Origin of the sequence: Streptomyces sp. MP131-18 (assembly GCF_001984575.1) — a bacterium.
GTDB classification, from domain to species: Bacteria; Actinomycetota; Actinomycetes; order Streptomycetales; family Streptomycetaceae; genus Streptomyces; species Streptomyces johnsoniae.
Genome location: NZ_LZNS01000001.1, coordinates 3,114,604 through 3,139,475, shown reverse-complemented (window position 1 = coordinate 3,139,475; position 24,872 = coordinate 3,114,604). Strand labels below are relative to the sequence as shown.

General features: G+C 68.4%; 35 protein-coding genes. All 35 read left to right on the top strand.

All coding sequences use genetic code 11. The features are described 5' to 3' along the window. Positions 1 to 243: 243 nt before the first annotated feature. The 35 genes from rpsL to STBA_RS13790 all read left to right on the top strand — a co-directional run bounded on the left by rpsL (position 244) and on the right by STBA_RS13790 (position 24,864). Positions 244 to 615, top strand: a complete 372-nt coding sequence (rpsL, locus tag STBA_RS13955) for a 30S ribosomal protein S12 (RefSeq protein ID WP_049572471.1) — start codon at positions 244 to 246, stop codon at positions 613 to 615. A gap of 2 nt (positions 616 to 617) precedes the next feature. Beyond that, complete coding sequence (gene rpsG, locus STBA_RS13950; protein ID WP_077059564.1) at positions 618 to 1,088, top strand: 30S ribosomal protein S7; 471 nt, start codon at positions 618 to 620, stop codon at positions 1,086 to 1,088. A gap of 39 nt (positions 1,089 to 1,127) precedes the next feature. Beyond that, positions 1,128 to 3,251: an elongation factor G gene (fusA, locus tag STBA_RS13945; RefSeq protein ID WP_077059563.1), complete on the top strand. Its 2,124-nt coding sequence runs from the start codon at positions 1,128 to 1,130 to the stop codon at positions 3,249 to 3,251. Between the two features lie 168 nt (positions 3,252 to 3,419). After that, on the top strand, positions 3,420 to 4,613 hold the full coding sequence (gene tuf, locus STBA_RS13940) for an elongation factor Tu (RefSeq protein ID WP_077059562.1): 1,194 nt from the start codon (positions 3,420 to 3,422) through the stop codon (positions 4,611 to 4,613). Between the two features lie 197 nt (positions 4,614 to 4,810). Continuing rightward, positions 4,811 to 5,206 carry a DUF485 domain-containing protein gene (locus STBA_RS13935; protein WP_077059561.1) on the top strand — a complete coding sequence of 132 codons (396 nt, stop codon included), beginning with the start codon at positions 4,811 to 4,813 and terminating at the stop codon, positions 5,204 to 5,206. Next, positions 5,203 to 6,906 carry a cation acetate symporter gene (locus STBA_RS13930; protein ID WP_077059560.1) on the top strand — a complete coding sequence of 568 codons (1,704 nt, stop codon included), beginning with the start codon at positions 5,203 to 5,205 and terminating at the stop codon, positions 6,904 to 6,906. The genes STBA_RS13935 and STBA_RS13930 overlap by 4 nt, the downstream gene beginning before the upstream one ends. Positions 6,907 to 7,110: 204 nt before the next feature. After that, positions 7,111 to 7,773 (top strand): NAD(P)H-binding protein, encoded by a 663-nt coding sequence (locus STBA_RS13925; protein ID WP_077059559.1) that lies wholly within the window; start codon positions 7,111 to 7,113, stop codon positions 7,771 to 7,773. 163 nt (positions 7,774 to 7,936) lie between these two features. Beyond that, on the top strand, positions 7,937 to 9,004 hold the full coding sequence (locus STBA_RS13920; protein WP_077059558.1) for a DUF5954 family protein: 1,068 nt from the start codon (positions 7,937 to 7,939) through the stop codon (positions 9,002 to 9,004). A 64-nt stretch (positions 9,005 to 9,068) separates the two neighbouring features. Then, the gene (locus STBA_RS13915) at positions 9,069 to 10,151 is read left to right on the top strand and encodes a histidine kinase (RefSeq protein ID WP_253194720.1); all 1,083 of its coding nucleotides are present in this window, start codon (positions 9,069 to 9,071) and stop codon (positions 10,149 to 10,151) included. Then, positions 10,148 to 10,909 carry a LytTR family DNA-binding domain-containing protein gene (locus STBA_RS13910; RefSeq protein WP_077059557.1) on the top strand — a complete coding sequence of 254 codons (762 nt, stop codon included), beginning with the start codon at positions 10,148 to 10,150 and terminating at the stop codon, positions 10,907 to 10,909. The genes STBA_RS13915 and STBA_RS13910 overlap by 4 nt, the downstream gene beginning before the upstream one ends. After that, the gene (locus tag STBA_RS13905) at positions 10,906 to 11,271 is read left to right on the top strand and encodes a hypothetical protein (RefSeq protein WP_143659477.1); all 366 of its coding nucleotides are present in this window, start codon (positions 10,906 to 10,908) and stop codon (positions 11,269 to 11,271) included. The genes STBA_RS13910 and STBA_RS13905 overlap by 4 nt, the downstream gene beginning before the upstream one ends. Next, positions 11,268 to 12,743 carry a cation acetate symporter gene (locus STBA_RS13900; protein ID WP_077059555.1) on the top strand — a complete coding sequence of 492 codons (1,476 nt, stop codon included), beginning with the start codon at positions 11,268 to 11,270 and terminating at the stop codon, positions 12,741 to 12,743. The genes STBA_RS13905 and STBA_RS13900 overlap by 4 nt, the downstream gene beginning before the upstream one ends. A 413-nt stretch (positions 12,744 to 13,156) precedes the next feature. Next, positions 13,157 to 13,465: a 30S ribosomal protein S10 gene (gene rpsJ, locus STBA_RS13895; RefSeq protein WP_016473429.1), complete on the top strand. Its 309-nt coding sequence runs from the start codon at positions 13,157 to 13,159 to the stop codon at positions 13,463 to 13,465. A 16-nt stretch (positions 13,466 to 13,481) separates the two neighbouring features. After that, positions 13,482 to 14,126, top strand: a complete 645-nt coding sequence (gene rplC / locus STBA_RS13890) for a 50S ribosomal protein L3 (protein WP_077059554.1) — start codon at positions 13,482 to 13,484, stop codon at positions 14,124 to 14,126. Between the two features lie 7 nt (positions 14,127 to 14,133). After that, positions 14,134 to 14,802: a 50S ribosomal protein L4 gene (rplD, locus tag STBA_RS13885; RefSeq protein WP_077059553.1), complete on the top strand. Its 669-nt coding sequence runs from the start codon at positions 14,134 to 14,136 to the stop codon at positions 14,800 to 14,802. Then, the gene (gene rplW, locus STBA_RS13880) at positions 14,802 to 15,137 is read left to right on the top strand and encodes a 50S ribosomal protein L23 (protein ID WP_077059552.1); all 336 of its coding nucleotides are present in this window, start codon (positions 14,802 to 14,804) and stop codon (positions 15,135 to 15,137) included. Before rplD ends, rplW begins: the two co-directional genes overlap by 1 nt. Positions 15,138 to 15,178: 41 nt before the next feature. After that, positions 15,179 to 16,015, top strand: a complete 837-nt coding sequence (rplB, locus tag STBA_RS13875) for a 50S ribosomal protein L2 (RefSeq protein ID WP_077059551.1) — start codon at positions 15,179 to 15,181, stop codon at positions 16,013 to 16,015. A gap of 12 nt (positions 16,016 to 16,027) precedes the next feature. Continuing rightward, positions 16,028 to 16,309 (top strand): 30S ribosomal protein S19, encoded by a 282-nt coding sequence (rpsS, locus tag STBA_RS13870; protein ID WP_077059550.1) that lies wholly within the window; start codon positions 16,028 to 16,030, stop codon positions 16,307 to 16,309. A gap of 40 nt (positions 16,310 to 16,349) precedes the next feature. Further along, entirely contained in the window at positions 16,350 to 16,697 is a 348-nt protein-coding gene (rplV, locus tag STBA_RS13865; protein ID WP_077059549.1) for a 50S ribosomal protein L22, read from the top strand. Continuing rightward, positions 16,697 to 17,548 carry a 30S ribosomal protein S3 gene (gene rpsC, locus STBA_RS13860; RefSeq protein ID WP_077059548.1) on the top strand — a complete coding sequence of 284 codons (852 nt, stop codon included), beginning with the start codon at positions 16,697 to 16,699 and terminating at the stop codon, positions 17,546 to 17,548. Before rplV ends, rpsC begins: the two co-directional genes overlap by 1 nt. A gap of 4 nt (positions 17,549 to 17,552) precedes the next feature. Then, the gene (gene rplP, locus STBA_RS13855; RefSeq protein WP_077059547.1) at positions 17,553 to 17,972 is read left to right on the top strand and encodes a 50S ribosomal protein L16; all 420 of its coding nucleotides are present in this window, start codon (positions 17,553 to 17,555) and stop codon (positions 17,970 to 17,972) included. Next, the gene (gene rpmC, locus STBA_RS13850; RefSeq protein ID WP_077059546.1) at positions 17,972 to 18,217 is read left to right on the top strand and encodes a 50S ribosomal protein L29; all 246 of its coding nucleotides are present in this window, start codon (positions 17,972 to 17,974) and stop codon (positions 18,215 to 18,217) included. The genes rplP and rpmC overlap by 1 nt, the downstream gene beginning before the upstream one ends. Then, on the top strand, positions 18,217 to 18,501 hold the full coding sequence (gene rpsQ / locus STBA_RS36490) for a 30S ribosomal protein S17 (RefSeq protein WP_086158587.1): 285 nt from the start codon (positions 18,217 to 18,219) through the stop codon (positions 18,499 to 18,501). Before rpmC ends, rpsQ begins: the two co-directional genes overlap by 1 nt. 3 nt (positions 18,502 to 18,504) lie before the next feature. Further along, positions 18,505 to 18,873 (top strand): 50S ribosomal protein L14, encoded by a 369-nt coding sequence (gene rplN / locus STBA_RS36485; RefSeq protein ID WP_107485047.1) that lies wholly within the window; start codon positions 18,505 to 18,507, stop codon positions 18,871 to 18,873. Between the two features lie 2 nt (positions 18,874 to 18,875). Further along, positions 18,876 to 19,199, top strand: a complete 324-nt coding sequence (gene rplX / locus STBA_RS13840; protein ID WP_077059545.1) for a 50S ribosomal protein L24 — start codon at positions 18,876 to 18,878, stop codon at positions 19,197 to 19,199. Next, positions 19,199 to 19,768, top strand: a complete 570-nt coding sequence (gene rplE, locus STBA_RS13835) for a 50S ribosomal protein L5 (RefSeq protein WP_077059544.1) — start codon at positions 19,199 to 19,201, stop codon at positions 19,766 to 19,768. The genes rplX and rplE overlap by 1 nt, the downstream gene beginning before the upstream one ends. A gap of 3 nt (positions 19,769 to 19,771) precedes the next feature. After that, a complete protein-coding gene (locus STBA_RS13830) occupies positions 19,772 to 19,957 on the top strand; it encodes a type Z 30S ribosomal protein S14 (RefSeq protein WP_049567381.1) in 186 nt (61 codons plus the stop codon). Between the two features lie 80 nt (positions 19,958 to 20,037). Then, positions 20,038 to 20,436: a 30S ribosomal protein S8 gene (gene rpsH, locus STBA_RS13825; protein WP_077059543.1), complete on the top strand. Its 399-nt coding sequence runs from the start codon at positions 20,038 to 20,040 to the stop codon at positions 20,434 to 20,436. 22 nt (positions 20,437 to 20,458) lie between these two features. Next, positions 20,459 to 20,998 carry a 50S ribosomal protein L6 gene (gene rplF, locus STBA_RS13820; RefSeq protein ID WP_077059542.1) on the top strand — a complete coding sequence of 180 codons (540 nt, stop codon included), beginning with the start codon at positions 20,459 to 20,461 and terminating at the stop codon, positions 20,996 to 20,998. A gap of 2 nt (positions 20,999 to 21,000) precedes the next feature. Next, a complete protein-coding gene (gene rplR, locus STBA_RS13815; protein WP_077059541.1) occupies positions 21,001 to 21,384 on the top strand; it encodes a 50S ribosomal protein L18 in 384 nt (127 codons plus the stop codon). A 37-nt stretch (positions 21,385 to 21,421) separates the two neighbouring features. Next, on the top strand, positions 21,422 to 22,021 hold the full coding sequence (rpsE, locus tag STBA_RS13810) for a 30S ribosomal protein S5 (protein ID WP_077059540.1): 600 nt from the start codon (positions 21,422 to 21,424) through the stop codon (positions 22,019 to 22,021). Next, positions 22,021 to 22,203: a 50S ribosomal protein L30 gene (gene rpmD / locus STBA_RS13805; RefSeq protein WP_077059539.1), complete on the top strand. Its 183-nt coding sequence runs from the start codon at positions 22,021 to 22,023 to the stop codon at positions 22,201 to 22,203. The genes rpsE and rpmD overlap by 1 nt, the downstream gene beginning before the upstream one ends. 1 nt (position 22,204) lies before the next feature. After that, complete coding sequence (gene rplO / locus STBA_RS13800) at positions 22,205 to 22,693, top strand: 50S ribosomal protein L15 (protein ID WP_077059538.1); 489 nt, start codon at positions 22,205 to 22,207, stop codon at positions 22,691 to 22,693. A 189-nt stretch (positions 22,694 to 22,882) separates the two neighbouring features. Next, positions 22,883 to 24,208, top strand: a complete 1,326-nt coding sequence (gene secY, locus STBA_RS13795) for a preprotein translocase subunit SecY (RefSeq protein WP_077059537.1) — start codon at positions 22,883 to 22,885, stop codon at positions 24,206 to 24,208. Then, positions 24,208 to 24,864: an adenylate kinase gene (locus STBA_RS13790; protein WP_077059536.1), complete on the top strand. Its 657-nt coding sequence runs from the start codon at positions 24,208 to 24,210 to the stop codon at positions 24,862 to 24,864. Before secY ends, STBA_RS13790 begins: the two co-directional genes overlap by 1 nt. The last annotated feature ends 8 nt before the right edge of the window (positions 24,865 to 24,872 follow it).

Below are 24,872 nucleotides of genomic sequence, written 5' to 3'. Positions count from 1 at the left end.
GCGGGGCAGGTCGGGCGTGCTTGCTTGTTTTGACCGCAGCGCGCGGGGTAGGTAGGCTCTGACCTTGTGCCTGGGGTGTTCCCTGCGCTTTTTCAGCTGCATCAGGAACTCCGGGATTCTGCATCCGCTTCCCCGCCCAGCGAGGAGCTGGATTCTGCAGTCTTCGACACACCCGACCGCGTGGGTCGGTGATGTGGCCCAGGTTAGCTTCATTGAGATCGGCACAGAGAAACCGGAGAAACCGTGCCAACGATCCAGCAGCTGGTCCGTAAGGGCCGGCAGGACAAGGTCGAGAAGAACAAGACGCCGGCGCTCGAGGGCTCCCCTCAGCGGCGCGGCGTCTGCACGCGTGTGTTCACCACCACGCCGAAGAAGCCGAACTCGGCGCTCCGCAAGGTCGCCCGTGTGAGGCTCAGCAATGGGATCGAGGTCACGGCCTACATTCCGGGTGAGAACCACAACCTTCAGGAGCACTCCATCGTGCTGGTGCGCGGTGGCCGTGTGAAGGACCTGCCGGGTGTTCGTTACAAGATCATCCGTGGCTCCCTGGACACCCAGGGCGTCAAGAACCGCAAGCAGGCCCGCAGCCGCTACGGCGCCAAGAAGGAGAAGTAAGCATGCCTCGTAAGGGCCCCGCCCCGAAGCGGCCGGTTCACATCGACCCGGTGTACGGCTCTCCTCTGGTGACCTCTCTCATCAACAAGGTGCTGCTGAACGGCAAGCGCTCCACCGCCGAGCGCATCGTCTACGGCGCCATGGAGGGGGTGCGGGAGAAGTCCGGCAACGACCCGGTCATCACCCTCAAGCGCGCCCTGGAGAACGTGAAGCCGACCCTTGAGGTCCGTTCCCGCCGCGTCGGTGGCGCCACGTACCAGGTGCCGGTCGAGGTGCGCCCCGGGCGTTCCTCCACACTCGCGCTGCGCTGGCTGGTCGGCTACTCCCGCGCGCGCCGCGAGAAGACCATGACCGAGCGGCTGATGAACGAGCTGCTCGATGCCTCCAATGGGCTCGGTGCCTCCGTGAAGAAGCGCGAGGACACCCACAAGATGGCCGAGTCCAACAAGGCCTTCGCGCACTACCGCTGGTAGTCGCAAACCCCATCGAGACCGAGAGAAGAATGAAGCCAGATGGCTACCACTTCACTTGACCTGGCCAGGGTCCGCAACATTGGGATCATGGCCCACATCGACGCGGGCAAGACGACGACCACCGAGCGGATTCTGTACTACACCGGCGTGAGCTACAAGATCGGTGAGGTTCACGACGGCGCCGCCACCATGGACTGGATGGCGCAGGAGCAGGAACGCGGCATCACGATCACCTCCGCCGCGACCACCTGTCACTGGCCGCTCGACGAGGTCGACCACACCATCAACATCATCGACACCCCCGGGCACGTCGACTTCACGGTCGAGGTGGAGCGCTCGCTGCGCGTCCTGGACGGTGCCGTGACGGTGTTCGACGGCGTCGCCGGTGTCGAGCCGCAGTCCGAGACCGTCTGGCGCCAGGCGGACCGCTACGGTGTGCCGCGTATTTGCTTCGTGAACAAGCTGGACCGGACCGGGGCCGACTTCTTCCGCTGCGTCGACATGATCGTCGACCGGCTGAGTGCCACCCCGCTGGTCATGCAGCTGCCGATCGGCGCCGAGGCCGGCTTCAAGGGCGTGATCGATCTCGTCCGTATGAAGGCCCTGGTGTGGTCCGAGGAGACCAAGCTCGGTGAGATGTACGACGTCGTCGACATCCCCGCGGACCTGCAGGGCCAGGCCGAGGAGTGGCACGGCAAGCTGGTCGAGGCCGTCTCGGAGAACGACGAGGAGATGATGGAGCTGTACCTGGAGGGCGAGAAGCCCTCCGAGGAGCAGCTCTACGCGGCGATCCGCCGCGTCACCCTCGCCTCGACGGGCGCCGAGGGCTCCGCCACCGTCACCCCGGTGTTCTGCGGCACCGCGTTCAAGAACAAGGGCGTGCAGCCCCTGCTCGACGCGGTCGTGCGGTACCTGCCGTCGCCGCTGGACGTCGAGGCCGTCGAGGGCCACTCCCCGCGGAATCCGGAGGAGACCATCCTCCGGAAGCCGTCGGAGGAGGAGCCGCTGGCCGCTCTCGCGTTCAAGATCGCGAGTGACCCGCACCTGGGCAAGCTCACCTTCATCCGCATCTACTCCGGCGTGCTCAACACGGGCATGCAGGTGCAGAACTCCGTGAAGGAGAAGAAGGAGCGGATCGGGAAGATCTACCGCATGCACGCCAACAAGCGTGAGGAGATCGACCGCGTCGGCGCCGGCGACATCGTCGCCGTCATGGGCCTGAAGCAGACCACCACCGGTGAGACGCTGTGCGACCCGGCGAAGCCGGTGATCCTGGAGTCGATGGACTTCCCGGCGCCGGTTATCGAGGTCGCGATCGAGCCCAGGTCGAAGGGTGACCAGGAGAAGCTGGGCATCGCGATTCAGCGGCTGGCCGAGGAGGACCCGTCCTTCCAGGTCAAGGCCGACCAGGAGACCGGTCAGACGATCATCTCGGGCATGGGCGAGCTGCACCTGGACGTGCTGGTCGACCGGATGAAGCGCGAGTTCAAGGTCGAGGCCAACGTCGGCAAGCCGCAGGTCGCCTACCGGGAGACCCTGCGCCGGGCCGTCGACAAGGTCGACTACACCCACAAGAAGCAGACCGGTGGCTCCGGTCAGTTCGCGAAGGTGCAGATCCGTCTGGAGCCGCTGGAAGGCGACGGGTACGAGTTCGAGAACAAGATCACCGGTGGCCGCATCCCCAGGGAGTACATCCCCTCGGTGGACGCGGGCTGCCAGGAGGCGATGGAGTTCGGCGTGCTCGCCGGCTACCCGCTGACCGGCGTGAAGGTGACCCTGCTCGACGGCGCGTACCACGACGTGGACTCTTCCGAGATGGCCTTCAAGATCGCCGGTTCGATGGCGTTCAAGGAGGCGGCGCGGAAGGCCAGTCCCGCGCTTCTCGAGCCGCTGATGGCCGTCGAGGTCACCACGCCCGAGGAGTACATGGGTGACGTGATCGGTGACATCAACTCCCGCCGTGGCCAGATCCAGGCCATGGAGGACCGCAGCGGCGCCAAGGTCGTCAAGGCGCTCGTGCCGCTGTCGGAGATGTTCGGTTACGTCGGTGACCTGCGCAGCAAGACTTCCGGTCGCGCGAGTTACAGCATGCAGTTCGATTCCTACGGCGAGGTTCCGAAGAACGTCGCCGAGGAGATCATCGCGAAGGCCAAGGGCGAGTAACCCCTAAGCTGGAGCAACGGGCATTCGGGGGCATTGCGCCCCCGATGCCCAGCCCTTTAGCGAAGCGGTCAAGGGCGTCCCCTCGGGGTCCTGACCGGTTCGGTCGACCATCTGAAACCTCCCGCAAGTTGCGGGGGGCGTACAGCACCAGTCCACAGGAGGACCCCAGTGGCGAAGGCGAAGTTCGAGCGGACTAAGCCGCACGTCAACATTGGCACCATCGGTCATATCGACCACGGCAAGACGACGCTTACCGCGGCGATCACCAAGGTGCTGCACGACGCATACCCGGACCTGAACGAGACGTTCGCGTTCGAGAACATCGACAAGGCTCCCGAAGAGCGACAGCGCGGTATCACCATCTCCATCGCGCACGTCGAGTACCAGACGGAGAACCGGCACTACGCTCACGTCGACTGCCCGGGCCACGCGGACTACATCAAGAACATGATCACCGGTGCCGCCCAGATGGACGGCGCCATCCTGGTGGTCGCCGCCACCGACGGCCCGATGCCGCAGACCAAGGAGCACGTGCTCCTGGCCCGCCAGGTGGGTGTGCCGTACATCGTTGTCGCCCTCAACAAGGCCGACATGGTGGACGACGAGGAGATCATGGAGCTCGTCGAGCTCGAGGTCCGTGAGCTGCTCACCGAGTACGAGTTCCCGGGCGATGACGTTCCGGTCGTGAAGGTCTCCGCGCTGAAGGCGCTGGAGGGCGACCCGGAGTGGTCCAAGACCGTGCTCGAGCTGATGAAGGCCGTGGACGAGGCCATCCCGCAGCCGGAGCGCGACATCGACAAGCCCTTCCTGATGCCGATCGAGGACGTCTTCACGATCACCGGCCGCGGCACCGTGGTGACCGGCCGTATCGAGCGTGGTGTCCTCAAGGTCAACGAGACCGTCGACATCATCGGCATCAAGGAAGAGAAGTCCTCGACGACCGTCACCGGTATCGAGATGTTCCGCAAGCTGCTGGACGAGGGCCGCGCCGGTGAGAACGTCGGTCTGCTGCTCCGCGGCATCAAGCGCGAGGACGTCGAGCGCGGCCAGGTCATCATCAAGCCCGGTTCGGTCACCCCGCACACCGAGTTCGAGGCGACCGCGTACATCCTGTCGAAGGACGAGGGTGGCCGTCACACCCCGTTCTTCAACAACTACCGCCCGCAGTTCTACTTCAGGACGACGGACGTGACCGGCGTGGTGCACCTCCCCGAGGGCACCGAGATGGTCATGCCCGGCGACAACACCGACATGCGCGTCGAGCTGATCCAGCCCGTCGCCATGGAGGAGGGCCTGAAGTTCGCCATCCGCGAGGGTGGCCGTACGGTGGGCGCCGGCCAGGTCACCAAGATCGTCAAGTGAGCTGACCAGCAGGTACGCACACGGGCCCCGGTCCGCGGATTCTTCCGTGCGCCGGGGCCCGTTGCCGTGCCGGTGCTGCTGGCCGTCCGCTCGGCGCGGATATCGACCGTTCGGCGAGTGAACCCGTCTGCGTGGTGACCGGGGTCTGTGACCCTCCTTACATTTCCCGGAGCACAGCAACCAGACAGGAGCCGGTGATGTCGACGACGCATTCCCGCCCCGGGCCCGAAGGGCCCCCGCCCGACGGCGACTTGGAGAGCCGTTCGGTCACCATGCACGACGATCCGCGCTTCGTGGAACTGCGGAGTCGGCTGCTGCGGTTCGTGGTGCCGGCCGGTATTGGCTTCCTCGCCTGGTACCTGCTGTACGTGCTGTTGTCCGCCTACGCCGGTGGCTTCATGTCCACGAAGATCGTGGGCAGCGCGAACGTGGCGCTGTTCTTCGGCCTCTTGCAGTTCGTGTCGACCTTCGGCATTGCGATTCTGTACTCGCGGTACACCAACCGCCGCTTCGACCCGCTCGCCGACGAGCTGCGCGAGGAGCTGGAGGGCGGCCCGACCGTTCCCGGCGCGCGGAAGGGGGAGGACGCATGATCACGCTGGCCGAGGAAAGCACCAACCAGGAACGGCTGATCACCGTCATCCTCTTCGCCGCACTCATCGCGCTGACGCTGGGCGTCACCGCCTGGGCCAGTCGGCACACCAGATCGGCCACCGACTTCCACTCCGGCGGCCGCGGCTTTACCGGCATCCAGAACGGGTTCGCGATCGGCAGCGACTACATGTCGGCCGCCTCGTTCCTCGGCATCGCGGGAACGATCGCCCTGTTCGGCTACGACGGCTTCCTGTACTCGATCGGCTTCCTGGTGGCCTGGCTGGTGGCGCTGCTGCTGGTCGCGGAGCTGCTGCGGAACTCCGGGCGCTTCACCATGGCCGATGTCGTGTCCTACCGGATGCGGCAGCGACCGGTGCGTACCGCGGCCTCGGTGTCCACGCTGACGGTGTCGGTCTTCTACCTGCTGGCGCAGATGGTGGGCGCGGGCGCGCTGATCGCGCTGCTGCTCGGCATCGAGGAGGGCGAGACCTATCTCGGGATGAGCGCCGACACCGCGAAGATCGTCGGCATCGTGGTGGTCGGCATCCTGATGGTGACCTACGTGTCGTTCGGCGGCATGACCGGCACCACGTGGGTGCAGATCATCAAGGCCGTGATCCTGATGGTCGGCGCCCTGCTGGTCAGCCTGCTGGTGCTGGCGATGTACGACTTCAACTTCGGCTCGCTGATGAACGACGCGGCGGCGGCGAGCGGCCGGGGTGACGCGTTCCTCGAACCAGGACAGCGCTACGGCGTCGAAGTGGCGGGCGACGCCTGGCAGACCATGGTCAACAAGCTGGACCTGATCAGCCTCGGCCTGGCTCTGGTGCTCGGCACGGCCGGTCTGCCGCACATCCTGATCCGCTTCTACACCGTGCCGGACGCCAAGACCGCGCGGAAGTCCGTGAACTGGGCCATCGGCATCATCGGCACCTTCTACCTGCTGACCCTGATCCTGGGCTTCGGTGCCGCCGCCCTGGTCGGGCACGAGGCCATCACGGCCGAGAACTCCGCGGGGAACACCGCGGCCCCGCAACTCGCCGAGGCGGTCGGCGACCACTTCGGCGGCGACTTCTGGGGCGCGGCGATGCTCGCGTTCATCGCCGCGGTCGCGTTCGCCGCCATCCTGTCCACGGTGGCCGGGTTGACCATCGCCTCCTCGTCCTCGCTTGCGCACGACTTCTACAACAGTGTGCTGCGCAAGGGGAAGGCGAGCGAGCAGGAGGAAGTGCGGGTGGCGCGGTTCGCCGCGATCGGCGTCGGCGCGGTGTCGATCGTCCTGGCCGTCTTCGCCCAGGACCTGAACGTGGCCTTCCTGGTCGCGCTGGCCTTCGCGATCGCCGCCTCCGCGAACCTGCCGACGATCCTGCTCAGCCTGTTCTGGCGGCGGTTCAACACCACGGGCGCGGTGGCCGGTATCTACGGCGGGCTGATCAGCTCGGTGGGCCTGGTGTTCTTCTCGCCCGTCGTCTCCGGCAAGGGAGTGGATGCCGAGGGGAACAACCTGTCGCTGTTCCCCGAGAGTGTCGACTTCCAGTGGTTCCCCCTGGAGAACCCCGGGCTCGTGTCCATCCCGATCGGCCTGCTCTGCGCGATCATCGGCACGCTGATGTCGAAGGAGAGCGACGACGAGCGGTTCGCCAGGCTCCAGGTCCGCGCGCTCACCGGCGCCGGCGCGGAGCGCGCCTCCAGCCACTGAGGCGGCTTCCCTCAAGCCGCCGTCCGCCGGGAATCCCCGCCCGGCTCCCCGCCCGGGGCCCCGAGCTTCCCCTCTCGGGGCCCCGGGCACTGCCGTGCCCCGGCCGCATCGTTCCCCGCCCCGCGCGGCGCCGCCGCGTAGGCGACGCGCCGGTGGCACCCTGGCGGAGGTCAGCCGGTACCGCAGCGCACAGGGGAGCATCACATGGCCAGGATCGCGATTTTCGGGGCGAACGGCGCCATCGGCCACCGCATCGTCAGCGAGGCGCTCGACCGCGGGCACGACGTCGCCGCCGTGGTCAGGGACCCGGGATCGATCACCAGGACGCATCGCCGGCTGTCCGTGCTCACCGGCGACGTACTCGACCCGGCGTCGGTCAGCGCGGTGGCCGGCGGCCGCGATGTGCTGATCAGCGCGGTCGGTGGCGGCGACGGGCCGGGGCACGAGGCGCTGATCGGTCCTTCCGCCCGGTCGCTGGTGGCCGGGCTGCACGCGCTCGGCGCGGCGGCGCCGCGGCTGATCATGGTCGGCGGCGCGGGCTCGTTGCGCACCCCGGACGGCAGCCGGGTCATGGACGCGCCGGGACTGCCGGACGAGGTCCGCCAGATCATGCACGCGCACAGCGACGCGCTGGAGTATCTGCGGTGCGAAGCGGGGGAGTTGCGCTGGACGAGCCTCAGCCCCGCGGCCGTGATCGAGCCCGGTCGGCGCACCGGTGCCTACCGCACGGGCCTGGACGAGCTGGTCACCGACGCCGAGGGCGTCAGCCGGATCTCCACGGAGGACTACGCGGCGGCGCTCGTCGACGAGGTGGAGGACGCCCGCCACATCGGCGAGCGCTTCACGGTCGGCTATGAGCGGAGTTGACGCCGGGCGGCCGGGGCCGCCAGGACCGCTCCGCGGCCGTTCACTCGTTCCGGTGGTGAAAAGGCGCGTGAAACCGTGAACGCGGGGGCAAGTTAGCCCCTCCAAAGAGGGGACTTTGTGTAATCGACTGACCGCACACCGGTGGTGAGGTCACACTGAGCACATGAAGGATCACCGGAACAGCCCACCGCGCCATCTGACGTTCCGGGTGACCCGCCGGGACGATCCGGTCTCGGAGGTCACCGAGCAGGACACCATCGAGGCCGCCGAGCGGTATCCGCACATCGTCATCAGGGGCCCGGTCTTCGGGTTCGCCGAGCAGCGCCGCGAGGACGGCCCCGTCTGGCGGCTGCTGAACGACGTGGCGGACGGATTCGCGCAGCACTCGCGCGACGGGCTGAATTCCCATCTGTGGTTCAAGGCCAAGGACAAGACCCGGCCCGGCGATCCCCTGCGCGAGCAACTGCTCGACGCCGTCGCCGTGCTGGAGACCGAGGCGGTGGACGAGGTGCGGGTGGGCGACACCAGGTACCGGATCGTCCGCGGCGACGAGTTCGCCCGCATCGGCCCCGACGGCATCGAGGGCCCGCGGCCCACCGACCCGGACGAGCCCGGCCGCGACCTCGCCGAGCGCCACCGCCGGGGCACGGCCAGCCGCACCGAAGGCTTCGTCATCGACCACGCGAGCCCGACCGGCGTCATGGAGAGCATCCAGCGCATGGAGCTGCTGCCGCTGCACTACGAGGCGAAGCGGATTCCCAAGGACGTGCGCGACGATTCGCGCAGGGCGCTGACCACGCATCCGGGCCTGGTGCTGCTGCCCGCGACGTTCACGTTCGCCGAGCGGAAGACGCGGTCGTGGGAGCCGATGGCGACGCTCCAGTCCACCCCGCAGGAGGCGCGCGCCACCCTGTACAACTATCTGGCCGAGTTCCTGCCCAAGCTGGAGCAGGGCATCTCCGCGGAGGAGGCCGGGCGCTACGCCCGCGCCGCGGAGCGATACCGCTGCGGGCCGCCCGCCGACGAGCTGCACGTGCTCGGGCGGCGCTTCCGCATCATCCGCGTCGAACGGCTCATGCGGATCGGCCCGGACGGGCCGGAGCCGCCGCGCCCCAGCGACGAGGACCCCTACGGCCCGATGCAGCTGCACCCGCCGCTCGCGGAGGTGGAGGAGCGCGAGCGGGAGCGGGAGCGGCGGCGCGGACACCAGGCCGGCCGCGCCGCGCCCTGACCCGGAGCCGGCCGCCGTCGCCCGGGGCTTACTCGGTCAGGGCTCGCTCGGCTAGGTTCGGGCCATGCTGGACCGGATGCGTCGGGAGCGGCCGGACGAGGCCAAGACCGCGAGGGTGCTGACCGTCGTGCAGAAGATCGACGCCGATCTCCAGGACGGGCTCGGCGGCCGCGGCGCCGCCTCGGCCGCCCGGCGGCTGCGGCGCCTGCTCGGGGCGGAGACCGTGGTGCTCGCCGGTCTCGACGGGCCGCCGGTGGCCGTGGCGGGTCCCGGGCCGCAGGAGGAGGAGCTGGCCGGGCTGCTGGCCCAGGCGTACGAGCAGGCCACGACCGCGCACCGGCCGCCGTGGACGGCCGTGCCGCTGATCGTCGCGGGCGAGCTGTCCGGCGCGCTCGCGGTGCGCGGGGGCGCGGACGCGGAGCTGAGCGCGGTCGCGGCGCTGGTCGCCCGTTCCCTGGACCACGCGGCGCTGCGCCGGGCCAGGAGCCGCATCGCCCAGGCCGATCTCCGCACGCTCAGGGCGCAGATCTCCCCGCACTTCCTGCACAACGCGCTGGCCGTCATCGGCGCCCGTATCCGGACCGATCCCGACCGGGCCCGCACCTTGCTGAACGATTTCGCCGACTATCTGCGCTACAGCTTCTCCACCCAGGGGGACTACGCCACCGTCGCCGACGAGCTCCAGGCCGTGCAGACCTACCTGGAGCTCCAGCGGGCCCGGTTCGACGACCGCATGGAGCTGACCGTGCGGATGGCGCCCGAGGTGCTGCCCGTCGCCATCCCCTTCCTGGTCATCCAGCCGATCGTGGAGAATGCCGTACGGCACGGCCTCGAACCCAAGCCGGGGCCTGGCTCCATCAGCGTCTCCGGCTTCGGGGAGGGGCCGCTGTGCGTGATCGAGGTGGAGGACGACGGCGTCGGCATGGACCCCGCCTTCGCCCGGGCCGTGCTCGCCGGCGAACGCCCGCGGAAGGCCGGCGCCGCCCCCGACGGCGGGCGGAACGGCGTGGGGCTCGCCAACGTCGACCAGCGGCTGCGCACCGTGTACGGCTCCGAATACGGTCTGGTGATCGAGACCGCGCCGGGCAGCGGCACGAAGGTCGTCGTGCGGGTGCCGCGTTTCATGCGAGGAGTGGTCGCGAATTGAAGAGTCAGCTGCGGGCCCTCGTCGTCGAGGACGAGGCATCCACCCGCCACGAACTGGCCGCGATGCTCGGCGCCCTGCCGGAGATCGGCGCGGTCGGCGAGGCGGACGGCGGCGAGGCCGCGGTCCGGCTGCTGGGAACGGAGACCTACGACGCGGTCTTCCTCGACATCTCCATGCCGGGACTCGACGGCATGGAGGTCGCCCGTGTCCTCAGCATGCTCTCGGCGCCGCCCGCCATCGTCTTCGTCACCGCCTCCGAGCACCACGCGGTCGAGGCGTTCGGCATCGGCGCGGCCGACTACCTGCTCAAGCCGGTCAGGCCGGAACGGCTGGCCGAGGCGGTCGGCCGCGTCGGCGTCCTGCGCCGGCCCGCGCAGGACGCGGCGCGGGACGAGCCCGCGGACGAACTGTCGGTGGTGCAGATCGAGACCGGGCGGCACACCGTCTTCGTGCACCGCGACGACATCCAGTTCGCCGAGGCGCACGGCGACTACGTGCGGCTGCACACCGCTGAGGGCTCGCACCTGATCCGGCTGTCGCTGACCTACCTGGAGGAGGTCTGGGCCGTGGCCGGGTTCGTCCGGGCCCACCGCGGCTACCTGGTCGCCGTCCGCTGGGTCAGGGACCTGCGGGTCAGCAGCTCCTCCGGCCTGCTGGCCTGTACCCCCGCGGGCGATGTCCCGGTCAGCCGCCGCCACTCCCGAGCCCTGAAGGAACGGTTGCTCGCGGCCGTCAGGGACGAGACGAGCCGAAGATGAGCGGGGCCCCGCGCCGGGTGCGGGTGACCAGCCCGCAGACGCGGATCGCGCTGTCGCGCAGACACCGGCCCGCGCAGCACCTGCTGCCGCTGCCCGTGCCCGGCTCAGAAGGCGACGAGGAACTGGCCGCGGCCCGCGCCCTCTTCCACCGGCAGCGGCGGCTCGCCGCCAGGACGCTGGGCGCGCTCGGGCTGCTGCTGTTCGGGCTCAGCGGCCTGCTGGGCGGCCTCACGGTGCTCGGCCGGGTCACGGCCTGGGGCTTCCCCGTGTCCTGGCTGCTGCTGATGGGCGCCAGCTACCCGCTGCTGCTCGTCATCGCGGTGCTGCACGTGCGCGCCGCGGAACGGATCGAGCGCGAATGACCGGACTCCTGGCGATCGGGCTGCTGTTCGCGGCGAGCATGGCGATCGGCGTCTACGGCGTGCGGGCCACCCGGCTGACCACACCGGACTTCCTCGTCGCCTCCCGCCGCGTCGCGCCCGGCTGGAACGCCATGGCCATCGCGGGCGAGTACGTGTCCGCGGCCTCGGTGCTCGGCCTCGCCGGGCTGATGCTGAAGAACGGCATCGGCTCGCTGTGGTACGCCGTCGGGTTCACCGCTGGCTACGTCGCCGTCGCCGCCCTGGTCGCGGGGCCGATGCGGCGCTCGGGCGCGTACACCGTGCCGGACTTCGCCGACTACCGGCTGGGCTCGCAGACCATACGCAAACTCTGCGCGGTCATCGTGCTGGTGATCATGTGGCTGTACCTGGTACCGCAGTTCAAGGGCGCGGGCGTGGTGCTGCACCTCGTCAGCGGTACGCCGTACTGGGTCGGGGTCGTCCTGGCCGGATCGGTGGTGACCGCGTCGATCGCGGCGGGCGGCATGCGTTCGGCCACCTATGTGCAGGGCTTCCACTACGTGGTGAAGCTGCTGTTCATCGCGGTGCCCGCGATCTTCCTGATCGTGCACGCCGGTGACGACGCGCGCCAGGAGGCCCTGCGGATGGACGTGTCGGAGTGGAGCCGCCCGCTGCTCGACCTGGAGGGCTCGGGCCAGCCGCTGCTGGCGACCTGGTCCGTGCTGCTGGCGACGACGCTGGGCGCGGTGGGCCTGCCGCACGTCATCATGCGCTTCCACACCAGCGCAACGGCCGCGGTGGCGCGCCGGGTCGCGGTCGGCGTGATCGTGCTGCTCGGCGTCTTCTACCTCTTCCCCGCGGTGTACGGGCTGCTGGGCCGGGTGTTCACGCCCGGCCTGGTGCGGGGCGGTGACACGGACACCGTGACGGTGGTGCTGCCGGGCGAGATCGTGCCGGGCGGCTGGGGGTCGGTGCTGACCGCGATCGTGGCGGCGGGGGCGTTCGCCGCGTTCCTCTCCACCTCGTCCGGGCTGCTGATGGCGCTGGCCGGGGGCCTTTCGCACGACCTGTCGCGGGCGAGCGTGCCGCGGCTGCGGCTCGCGGTGGCGGCGGGCGCGCTGGTCGCGGTGCTGCTCTCGCTGCCCGCGCGCAGCGTGGACATCAACGTGGCGGTGGGCTGGGCGTTCGCGGTGGCCGCCTCGACGTTCTGCCCGCTGCTCGTGCTCGGCATCTGGTGGCGCGGGCTGACGCGGGCGGGTGCAACGGCCGGCCTCGCCGTCGGCGTGCTCGCAGCAACGGGTGCGGCGCTCGCCTCGGTGCTGACCGATCCGGGACCCGGCTGGCTGGTGGTGCTGCTCGCGCAGCCCGCGGCGTGGACGGTGCCCCTTGCGTTCATGGTGATGATCGTGGTATCGCTCCTCGGCCGTCCACCGGAGTGGGCGGAGCGCGCGGTGCTGCGGCTGCACGCCCCCGGGCCCGCCGCGGCCGAGTAGCCGCAAGGCCGCCGGCCCCGGCCGGGCCCCGGCGTCCGATTGGCATGGGTGGCGGCCCATATGGCACACTGACCAGGTTGCTCGGTTGAGAGCCGATGCCGCGCGCCTCCCGCCGGGAGGACCGGAAGCGAGTCCCACTGTATTCGTCACCCCATATATGCCCTGGTCACAGCGGCAGAGGTGGAAATACCGGGATCTTCCGGGAAGCGTTGGCGGGGTATCGACCAGGCGCCCGGTGGAAGTTCTCCCCCCACTCCTCGCAGAGGAAACCTCCCCCAGCCTGTCGGCTGGGAGGTGCCCCAGCGGCGAACTCTGGGAACGAGTGCGACACACCCGACCGCGTGGGTCGGAGCGAGGGGAGGTGCGGCCCCGGGTTCCAGAGCGTTGACGAGAGACAGGACTACGAAGTAGCCATGGCGGGACAGAAGATCCGCATTCGGCTCAAGGCCTACGACCACGAGGTCATCGACAACTCGGCGAAGAAGATCGTCGAGACGGTGACCCGCACGGGTGCGTCGGTCGCGGGCCCGGTGCCGCTGCCCACTGAGAAGAATGTGTACTGCGTCATCAAGTCGCCGCACAAGTACAAGGACTCGCGCGAGCACTTCGAGATGCGCACGCACAAGCGGCTGATCGACATTCTCGACCCGACCCCCAAGACCGTTGACTCGCTGATGCGCCTGGACCTGCCGGCCGGCGTCGACATCGAGATCAAGCTCTGAGAGGCGCGGAAGAGAGATGACCAAGCAGATCAAGGGCGTCCTGGGCGAGAAGCTCGGCATGACCCAGGTCTGGGACGACAGCAACCGCATCGTTCCCGTGACCGTGGTCAAGGCCGGGCCCTGTGTCGTCACCCAGGTCCGCACCAACGACAGGGACGGCTACGAGTCCGTCCAGATCGCGTTCGGCGAGATCGACCCGCGCAAGGTGAACAAGCCCCTCAAGGGCCACTTCGCCAAGGCCGACGTCACTCCCCGCCGTCACCTGGTGGAGATCCGCACCGGGGACGCCGCCGAATACACCCTCGGCCAGGAAGTCACCGCCGAGGTGTTCGAGTCCGGCGTCCGGGTCGACGTGACCGGCACCAGCAAGGGCAAGGGCACCGCCGGTGTCATGAAGCGCCACGGCTTCCACGGCCTCGGCGCCTCGCACGGCACCCAGCGCAAGCACCGCTCGCCCGGCTCCATCGGCGGCTGCGCCACCCCGGGCCGCGTGTTCAAGGGCGTGCGCATGGCCGGCCGTATGGGCAACGAGCGCGTCACCACCCAGAACCTGACCGTCCACGCCGTTGACGCGGAGAAGGGCCTGCTGCTCATCAAGGGCGCGGTGCCCGGCCCCAACGGCGGCCTCGTCCTGGTCCGCACCGCGGCCAAGGGGGCCTGATCCCATCATGAGCACCGTTGACATCCTTTCGCCGGCCGGCGAGAAGACCGGGACCGTCGAGCTCCCCGCGGAGATCTTCGACGCCCGGGTCAGCATCCCGCTGATCCACCAGGTCGTCGTCGCCCAGCTGGCGGCCGCCCGCCAGGGCACGCACAAGACCAAGACCCGTGGCGAGGTCCGCGGCGGAGGCAAGAAGCCGTACCGCCAGAAGGGCACCGGCCGCGCCCGCCAGGGCTCCGTCCGTGCGCCGCAGTTCGCCGGCGGTGGCGTCGTGCACGGCCCCGTGCCGCGCGACTACTCGCAGCGGACCCCGAAGAAGATGAAGGCCGCCGCGCTGCGCGGTGCCCTCACCGACCGGGCCAGGCACAACCGCATCCACGTCGTCACCGGCGTCGTGGACGGGGACATCTCCACCAAGGCCGCCAAGTCCCTGCTGGGCAAGATCAGCGACCGCAAGAAGGTGCTGCTCGTCGCGGAGCGTTCCGACGAGACCGCGTGGCTCTCGGCCCGCAACCTGCCCCGGGTGCACCTGCTCGACCCGGGCCAGCTCAACACCTACGACGTGCTGGACTCAGACGACGTCGTGTTCACCAAGGCCGCCTTCGAGCGCTTCGTGGCCGGCCGCAGCGCCGACAAGGTCGCGTTCGACAAGCAGCCCGAAGGGAGTGACGCCTGATGACTGACGCCACCGTCACCGACATCTCGAGCAAGCACTTCCCGGACCCGCACGACATCCTGATCAAGCCCGTGGTGTCCGAGAAGAGCTACGCGCTCCTCGACGAGAACAAGTACACGTTCATCGTCGACCCGCGCGCCAACAAGACCCAGATCAAGCAGGCCGTCCAGGCGGTCTTCTCGGTCAAGGTCACCTCGGTCCACACCATCAACCGGCAGGGCAAGCGCAAGCGCACCCGGACCGGCTTCGGCAGGCGTGCGAGCACCAAGCGCGCCATCGTGACCCTCGCCGAGGGCGAAAGCATCGACATCTTCGGCGGGCCGGTCGCCTCCTGACGGGAGCACCGGTCCGTCCGATACCGGACGAGGACTAAGAAATGGGAATCCGCAAGTACAAGCCGACGACTCCGGGCCGTCGAGGCGCCAGCGTCGCCGACTTCGTCGAGGTCACGCGGTCCACGCCGGAGAAGTCGCTGGTCCGCCCCCTGCACAGCAAGGGTGGCCGGGACAACGCCGGTCGCGTAGCCGTCCGCCATCAGGGCGGTGGCCACAAGCGCGCCTACCGTGTGATCGACTTCCGTCGGCATGACAAGGACGGTGTGCCCGCCAAGGTCGCGCACATCGAGTACGACCCGAACCGCACGGCCCGCATCGCGCTGCTGCACTACGCGGACGGCGAGAAGCGCTACATCATCGCGCCGGCGCACCTGAAGCAGGGCGACCGCGTGGAGAACGGTGCCGGCGCCGACATCAAGCCCGGCAACAACCTGCCGCTGCGCAACATTCCGGTGGGTACCGTCATCCACGCGATCGAGCTCCAGCCCGGCGGCGGCGCGAAGTTCGCCCGTTCCGCCGGTGCCTCGGTGCAGCTGCTCGCCAAGGAGGGCCGCATGGCCCACCTGCGCATGCCTTCCGGTGAGATCCGGCTGGTCGACGTGCGCTGCCGCGCCACGGTCGGCGAGGTCGGCAACGCCGAGCAGTCGAACATCAACTGGGGCAAGGCCGGCCGGATGCGCTGGAAGGGCGTCCGGCCCAGCGTCCGCGGCGTCGTGATGAACCCTGTCGACCACCCGCACGGTGGTGGCGAGGGCAGGACCTCGGGTGGCCGCCACCCGGTCTCGCCCTGGGGCAAGAAGGAAGGCCGTACGCGCTCGCCCAAGAAGGCAAGCAACAAGTACATCGTCCGCCGCCGCAAGACGAACAAGAAGCGCTAGGAGCAGGCCCGGATGCCGCGCAGTCTCAAGAAGGGACCCTTCGTCGACGACCACCTGATCAAGAAGGTGGATACGCAGAACGAAGCCGGAACCAAAAACGTCATCAAGACCTGGTCGCGCCGCTCGATGATCGTCCCGGCGATGCTGGGCCACACCATCGCGGTGCACGACGGCCGCAAGCACGTCCCGGTGTTCATCAACGAGTCGATGGTCGGCCACAAGCTCGGCGAGTTCGCGCCGACCCGCACCTTCCGCGGCCACGTGAAGGACGACCGCAAGTCGCGGCGGCGCTGAGCGGGGTGTGCAGATCATGACCGACACTGAAGGGACAACCATGGAAGCCAGGGCTATCGCGCGGTACATCCGCGTCACGCCCATGAAGGCCCGCCGTGTGGTGGACCTCATCCGTGGCATGAACGCCACGGAGGCTCAGGCGGTCCTGCGTTTCGCCCCGCAGGCCGCCAGTGTTCCGGTGGGGAAGGTGCTGGACAGCGCCATCGCCAACGCGGCGCACAACTACAACCACACGGACGTCGACGACCTCTACATCAAGGAGGCGTACGTCGACGAGGGCCCGACCCTGAAGCGGTTCCGGCCGCGTGCCCAGGGCCGCGCCTACCGGATCCGTAAGCGGACCAGCCATATCACGGTGGTCGTCAGCAGCAAGGAAGGGACCCGGTAATGGGCCAGAAGGTAAACCCGCACGGGTTCCGTCTCGGCGTCACGACCGACTTCAAGTCGCGCTGGTACGCCGACAAGCTGTACAAGGACTACGTCAAGGAAGACGTCGCGATCCGCCGCATGCTCACCCAGGGCATGGAGCGCGCCGGTATCTCCAAGGTGGAGATCGAGCGCACCCGCGACCGCGTCCGCGTCGACGTCCACACCGCCCGGCCGGGCATCGTCATCGGCCGCCGTGGTGCGGAGGCCGACCGGCTGCGCGGCAACCTGGAGAAGCTGACCGGCAAGCAGATCCAGTTCAACATCCTCGAGGTCAAGAACCCCGAGCTGGACGCCCAGCTGGTGGCCCAGGCGGTCGCCGAGCAGCTGTCCTCCCGCGTCTCGTTCCGGCGTGCCATGCGCAAGTCGATGCAGAGCACGATGAAGGCGGGCGCCAAGGGCATCAAGATCCAGTGCGGCGGCCGTCTCGGCGGCGCCGAGATGTCCCGTTCCGAGTTCTACCGCGAGGGCCGGGTGCCGCTGCACACGCTGCGCGCCAACGTGGACTACGGGTTCTTCGAGGCCCGCACCACCTTCGGCCGCATCGGTGTCAAGGTCTGGATCTACAAGGGCGACGTCAAGAACATCGCCGAGGTCCGTGCCGAGAACGCCGCGGCCCGTGCGGGCAACCGCCCCGCGCGCGGTGGTGGCGCCGGCGGTGACCGTCCGGCCCGTGGTGGCCGTGGCGAGCGCGGCGGCCGCGGACGCAGGCCGCAGCAGCAGGGCGGCGGACAGCCCGCCGAGGCTCAGAAGGCCGAGGCTCCCGCCGCTGCCGCTCCGGCCGCCGAGAGCACGTCGGGAACGGAGAGCTGAGACCATGCTGATCCCTCGCAAGGTCAAGTACCGCAAGCAGCACCACCCCAAGCGCAAGGGTGCTGCCAAGGGCGGCACCGAGGTCGCCTTCGGTGAGTACGGCATCCAGGCCGTCACCGGCGCCTACGTGACGAACCGGCAGATCGAGGCCGCACGTATCTCGATGACCCGGCACATCAAGCGTGGCGGCAAGGTGTGGATCAACATTTACCCGGACCGTCCGCTGACCAAGAAGCCCGCCGAGACCCGCATGGGTTCAGGTAAGGGCTCGCCCGAGTGGTGGGTGGCGAACGTCAAGCCGGGGCGCGTGATGTTCGAGCTGTCCTACCCGAACGAGAAGATCGCTCGTGAGGCGCTGATCCGCGCCGCGCACAAGCTCCCGATGAAGTGCCGGATCGTCCGGCGCGAGGCAGGTGAGGCGTGATGGCTGCCGGTACCAAGCCCGCCGAGCTGCGGGAGCTGAACAACGAGGAGCTCGTTGTGAAGCTGCGCGAGGCGAAGGAGGAGCTGTTCAGGCTCCGGTTCCAGGCGGCGACCGGCCAGCTGGAGAACAACAGCCGGCTGAAGGCCGTCCGTAAGGACATCGCCCGGATCTACACCGTCATGCAGGAGCGTGCGCTCGGCATCGAGACGGTGGAGCCCGTCGCCGAGGCGGTGGAGAACGCCTGATGAGTGAGAAGACTGTGACTGAGACGACGACTGAGCGCGGCCGGCGGAAGACCCGCGAGGGTCTGGTCGTCAGCGACAAGATGGACAAAACCGTCGTTGTCGCTGTCGAGGACCGGGTCAAGCACGCCCTGTACGGCAAGATCATCCGCCGCACGAGCAAGCTCAAGGCGCACGACGAGCAGAATGCCGCCGGCGTCGGTGACCGCGTTCTTCTGATGGAGACCCGTCCGCTGTCCGCGACCAAGCGCTGGCGCGTCGTGGAGATTCTGGAGAAGGCGAAGTAACCAATGATCCAGCAGGAGTCGCGACTGCGCGTCGCCGACAACACGGGTGCAAAGGAGATTCTCTGCATCCGCGTGCTCGGCGGATCAGGGCGCCGCTACGCGGGCATCGGTGACGTCATCGTCGCCACCGTCAAGGACGCGATCCCCGGTGGCAACGTGAAGAAGGGCGACGTCGTCAAGGCCGTCGTCGTGCGCGCCGTGAAGGAGCGCAGGCGGCCGGACGGTTCGTACATTCGTTTCGACGAGAACGCCGCAGTCATTCTGCGGAACGACGGCGACCCCCGTGGCACCCGTATCTTCGGCCCGGTGGGCCGTGAGCTGCGCGAGAAGAAGTTCATGAAGATCATCTCCCTCGCGCCGGAGGTGCTGTAAGCATGAAGATCAAGAAGGGTGACCTGGTCCAGGTCATCACCGGCAAGGACAGGGGCAAGCAGGGCAAGGTCATCGTTGCCTACCCGCGCGAGGACCGCGTCCTGGTCGAGGGTGTCAACCGGGTCAAGAAGCACGTCAAGGCCGGCACGACCCAGCGCGGTTCCAAGACCGGTGGCATCATCACGACCGAGGCCCCGGTCCACGTGAGCAACGTTGCGCTCGTGGTGGAGAAGGACGGCAAGAAGGTCACCACCAAGGTCGGTTTCCGCTTCGACGACGACGGCAACAAGATCCGCGTCGCCCGCCGGACCGGTGAGGACATCTGATGACCACTGCCACCACCACCCCCACCGCGCCGCGTCTGAAGACGCGCTACCGCGAAGAGATCGCGGGCAAGCTGCGTGACGAGTTCAAGTATGCGAACGTCATGCAGGTGCCCGGTCTGACCAAGATCGTGGTCAACATGGGCGTGGGCGAAGCCGCCCGCGACTCCAAGCTGATCGAGGGCGCCGTGCGCGACCTCGCCACGATCACCGGCCAGAAGGCCACGGTGACCAAGGCCCGCCGGTCCATCGCGCAGTTCAAGCTGCGCGAGGGCCAGCCGATCGGCGCGCACGTGACGCTGCGCGGCGACCGCATGTGGGAGTTCCTGGACCGGCTGCTGTCCCTGGCGCTGCCGCGGATTCGTGACTTCCGCGGTCTGTCGCCGAAGCAGTTCGACGGCCGGGGCAACTACACGTTCGGTCTCACCGAGCAGGTCATGTTCCACGAGATCGACCCCGACCGCATCGACCGCGTTCGCGGTATGGACATCACCGTCGTCACCACGGCGAACACCGACGAGGAGGGCCGTAGCCTGCTGCGTCTCCTCGGTTTCCCCTTCAAGGAGGCGTGAGCTGTGGCGAAGAAGGCTCTGATCGCCAAGGCCGCCCGCAAGCCGAAGTTCGCCGTGCGTGGCTACACGCGCTGCCAGCGCTGCGGCCGGCCCCATTCCGTGTACCGCAAGTTCGGCCTGTGCCGTGTGTGCCTCCGCGAGATGGCGCACCGGGGCGAACTGCCGGGCGTCACCAAGAGCTCCTGGTAAAACCGACTACGCCGTAGGTCCCGCGTGTGTGGATGTACACGGACGAGGAAACCCCGGCGAGAGAGGCCGAAGGCCGTTTTATGACCATGACCGATCCGATCGCAGACATGCTGACCCGTCTGCGGAACGCGAACTCGGCGTACCACGACTCCGTCGTGATGCCGCACAGCAAGATCAAGTCGCACATCGCGGAGATCCTCCAGCAGGAGGGCTACATCACCGGCTGGAAGACCGAGGACGCCCAGGTGGGCAAGCACCTGGTCCTCGAGCTCAAGTACGGTCCGAACCGCGAGCGCTCGATCGCCGGCATCAAGCGGATTTCGAAGCCGGGCCTTCGGGTCTACGCGAAGTCCACCAGCCTGCCGAAGGTGCTCGGCGGCCTGGGCGTGGCGATCATCTCCACGTCCAACGGACTGCTCACCGACAAGCAGGCGCAGAAGAAGGGCGTGGGCGGGGAAGTCCTCGCCTACGTCTGGTGACGAAGGGAACGGAGGAAAAGCCATGTCGCGAATTGGCAAGCAGCCGATCCCGGTTCCCGCCGGCGTGGACATCAACATCGACGGCCGCACGGTCGCGGTGAAGGGCCCCAAGGGCGCCCTGTCCCACACCATCGCGTCACCCATCGAGGTGGCCCGTGGCGAGGACGGGGCCATCCTGGTGTCCCGTCCGAACGACGAGACCCGGAATCGCGCCCTGCACGGCCTGTCCCGCACGCTGGTGGCCAACATGATCACCGGTGTGACGCAGGGATACGTGAAGAAGCTGGAGATCAGCGGCGTCGGTTACCGTGTCCAGGCCAAGGGCTCCAACCTGGAGTTCTCGCTCGGGTACAGCCACCCGATTCTGGTCGAGCCGCCGGAAGGCATCGCGTTCAACGTCGAGACCCCGACCCGCTTCAGCGTCGAGGGCATCGACAAGCAGAAGGTCGGCGAGGTCGCGGCGAACATCCGCAAGCTGCGGAAGCCCGACCCGTACAAGGCCAAGGGCGTGAAGTACGAGGGCGAAGTCATCCGCCGCAAGGTCGGAAAGGCTGGTAAGTAGCCATGGCATACGGTGTCAAGATTGCCAAGGGCGACGCCCGGAAGCGGGCGGCGGCCAAGCGTCGGCACGTGCGTATCCGCAAGAAGATCTCGGGTACCGCCGAGCGCCCGCGCCTGGTCGTCACGCGGTCCAACCGCCACATGGTGGCGCAGGTCGTGGACGACACGGTCGGGCACACGGTCGCCTCCGCCTCCTCGCTGGACGTGTCCATCCGGGGTAACGAGGGCGACAAGAGCAACAAGGCCAAGCAGGTCGGTGCCCTCGTTGCCGAGCGCGCCAAGGCCGCGGGCGTCGAGGCCGTCGTGTTCGACCGTGGCGGCAGCCGGTACGCCGGCCGCGTCGCCGCGCTGGCCGACGCCGCACGCGAGGCTGGACTCAAGTTCTGAGCCGGTCCCGTCGACAGAATCGAGAGAGGTAATTCCAATGGCTGGACCCCAGCGCCGCGGTGGCGGCGCCGGTGGCGAGCGGCGGGACCGTAAGGGCCGGGACGGCGGCGCTGCCGCCGAGAAGACCGCGTACGTCGAACGCGTCGTCGCGATCAACCGCGTCGCCAAGGTTGTGAAGGGTGGTCGTCGCTTCAGCTTTACCGCGCTGGTCGTGGTGGGCGACGGTGACGGCACCGTGGGTGTCGGTTACGGCAAGGCCAAGGAGGTGCCGGCCGCCATCGCCAAGGGTGTGGAGGAGGCCAAGAAGCACTTCTTCAAGGTCCCCCGGATTCAGGGCACCATCCCGCACCCGATCCAGGGTGAGGAGGCCGCGGGCGTCGTTCTGCTGAAGCCGGCCTCGCCCGGTACCGGTGTGATCGCGGGTGGCCCGGTGCGTGCCGTGCTGGAGTGCGCGGGCATTCACGACGTGCTGAGCAAGTCACTCGGATCGGCGAACCCGATCAACATCGTGCACGCCACGGTGGGTGCTCTTAAGGGTCTTCAGCGCCCGGAGGAGATCGCCGCCCGCCGTGGGCTGCCGCTCGAGGACGTGGCCCCCGCGGCGCTGCTGCGGGCCCGCGCCGGAGTGGGTGCGTGATGGCACAGCTGAAGATCACCCAGGTGAAGTCCCGTATCGGGAGCAAGCAGAACCACCGGGACACGCTGCGCTCGCTCGGGCTGCGGCGTATCAACGACGTGGTCGTCAAGGAGGACCGCCCGGAGATCCGCGGCATGGCCAACACCGTGCGGCATCTGGTGACGGTCGAGGAGGTGGACTGAGATGGCCGAGCTTTCCAAGAAGGAGAGCACGGAGGGCTCGGGCGGCGCTCCGCTCAAGCTCCACGACCTCAGGCCCGCCCCCGGCGCCAAGAAGGCCAAGGTCCGCGTGGGCCGTGGTGAGGCGTCCAAGGGCAAGACCGCCGGCCGTGGTACCAAGGGCACCAAGGCCAGGTACCAGGTCAGGGCGGGCTTCGAGGGCGGGCAATTGCCGTTGATCCAGCGGCTTCCGAAGCTCAAGGGCTTCAAGAACCCGGCCCACAAGAACTATCAGGTCGTCAACGTGGAGCGGCTCGCCGCGCTCTACCCCGAAGGCGGGGACGTGACGGTCGCCGACCTGGTGGCCAAGGGCGCGGTGCGCAAGAACGAGCTGGTCAAGGTGCTTGGCAGCGGGGACATCTCCGTGGCGCTGACCGTGACGGTGGATGCCGTCTCGGCCTCCGCCAAGGAAAAGATCACCGCGGCGGGTGGCACCGTCACCGAGCGTTCCTGAATCGGCGGGCGATTGGCCGGATCTGTGAGTGACCGGGGGTGCCTGAGGCATAGGCATCCCCGGTCAGTCGTTCCGGCCTGACACTTACGCCGGTAAGGTGGCGTCCGTTGTCGTCACCAGATCTGTCATGTCCGTTGGAGTTCAAGACCGTCACCTCTCGCGCTCACCGCGGGGGGCGCAGGAGGAGCCGTGCTCACCGCGTTCGCCCGGGCGTTTCAGACGCCCGACCTGCGTAAGAAGCTGCTCTTCACCCTCGGCATCGTCGTGGTGTTCCGTTTCGGCCAGCATGTGCCGGTGCCGGGTGTCAGCTTCCAGAACGTCGAACAGTGTGTGGAGGAGGCCGATGCCGCCGGGGCCGGCTCCGGCCTGTTCGGTCTGGTCAACATGTTCAGCGGCGGGGCGCTGCTGCAACTGACCATCTTCGCACTGGGCATCATGCCCTACATCACCGCGAGCATTATTCTCCAGCTGCTCGTCGTGGTGATTCCGAGGCTGGAGGCGCTGAAGAAGGAGGGGCAGTCCGGCCAGGCGAAGATCACACAGTACACGCGTTATCTGACGATGGCGCTGGCGGTCCTCCAGGCTACGGGGCTGGTGGCGACGGCCCGCAGCGGCACCCTCTTCCCCCAGTGCACCGTCAGAAACGACATCATTCCCGACGACTCCATCTTCGCCACGGTGCTGATGGTCGTCGCGTTGACTTCCGCGACCGCCCTGATCATGTGGATGGGTGAGCTGATCACCGACCGCGGTATCGGCAACGGCATGTCGATGCTGATGTTCGTGTCGATCGCCGCCGGGTTCCCCGGCTCGCTCTGGCAGATCAAGCAGCAGGGCAGCCTCGCGGACGGCTGGATCGAGTTCGGCGTCGTGGTGGCCTGCGGCCTGGCGATGGTCGGCCTCGTGGTCTTCGTGGAGCTGGCGCAGCGCCGCATCCCGGTGCAGTACGCGAAACGGATGATCGGCCGCCGGTCCTATGGCGGTACGTCGACATACATCCCGCTCAAGGTCAACCAGGCCGGTGTGATTCCCGTCATCTTCGCGTCCTCGCTGCTGTACATCCCGCAGCTGCTGGTGCAGTTCGCCGGTACGGACTCGGGCGGCTGGACCGACTGGGTCCAGCGGTACTTCACCGGTGGCGACCACCCGTACTACATCATCACGTACTTCCTGCTCATCGTGTTCTTCGCCTTCTTCTACGTGGCCATCACGTTCAACCCCGAAGACGTGGCCGAGAATATGAAGAAGTATGGTGGATTCATCCCGGGAATCCGGGCAGGCCGTCCCACGGTCGAGTACCTGAGCTACGTGCTCAACCGCATCACGTGGCCCGGATCGCTCTACCTGGGTCTCATCGCTCTGGTGCCCACGGTGGCGCTGGTGATGTTCAACGCGCAGCAGGACTTCCCGTTCGGCGGGACATCCATCCTGATCATCGTGGGTGTCGGTCTCGAAACGGTGCGGCAGATCGAGAGTCAGCTTCACCAGCGCAATTACGAAGGGTTCCTCCGCTGATGCGAATTGTCCTCGTCGGACCACCGGGCGCCGGCAAGGGCACGCAGGCCACGCTGCTTGCCGAGCGCCTTGCCATCCCGCACATTTCGACCGGCGACCTCTTCCGCGCCAACATCCGCCAGGGCACAGAGCTGGGCCGGCAGGTGGACGAGATCCTCCGTGAGGGCGGGCTGGTCCCGGACGAGGTCACGGTGGCGATGGCCGCCGACCGGATGGCGCAGCAGGACGCCGCGAGCGGCTTCCTGCTGGACGGGTTCCCGCGCAACATCGCCCAGGCGAAGGCGCTGGACTCGCTGCTCGCCGAGTCCGGGGAGAAGCTGGACGCGGTGCTGGACCTGGAGGTCCCCGAGGACGAGGTGGTCCGGCGCATCGCCGGCCGCCGCACCTGCCGGAACGACAGCAGTCACACGTTCCACGTGCAGAACAAGCCGCCGCGCACGGAGGGCGTCTGCGACGTGTGCGGCGGGGAGCTGTACCAGCGCGAGGACGACCGCGAGGAGACCGTCAGGAAGCGACTCGCGGTGTACCACGAGGAGACGGAGCCGATCATCGGGTACTACCGCGAGCAGGGCCTGGTCTCGACGATCTCGGCGCTGGCCCCGGTGCCCGAGGTGACGCGGCGCGCGCTGGACGCGCTGCCCGGACGCGGCGAGTAGCGAGGAGT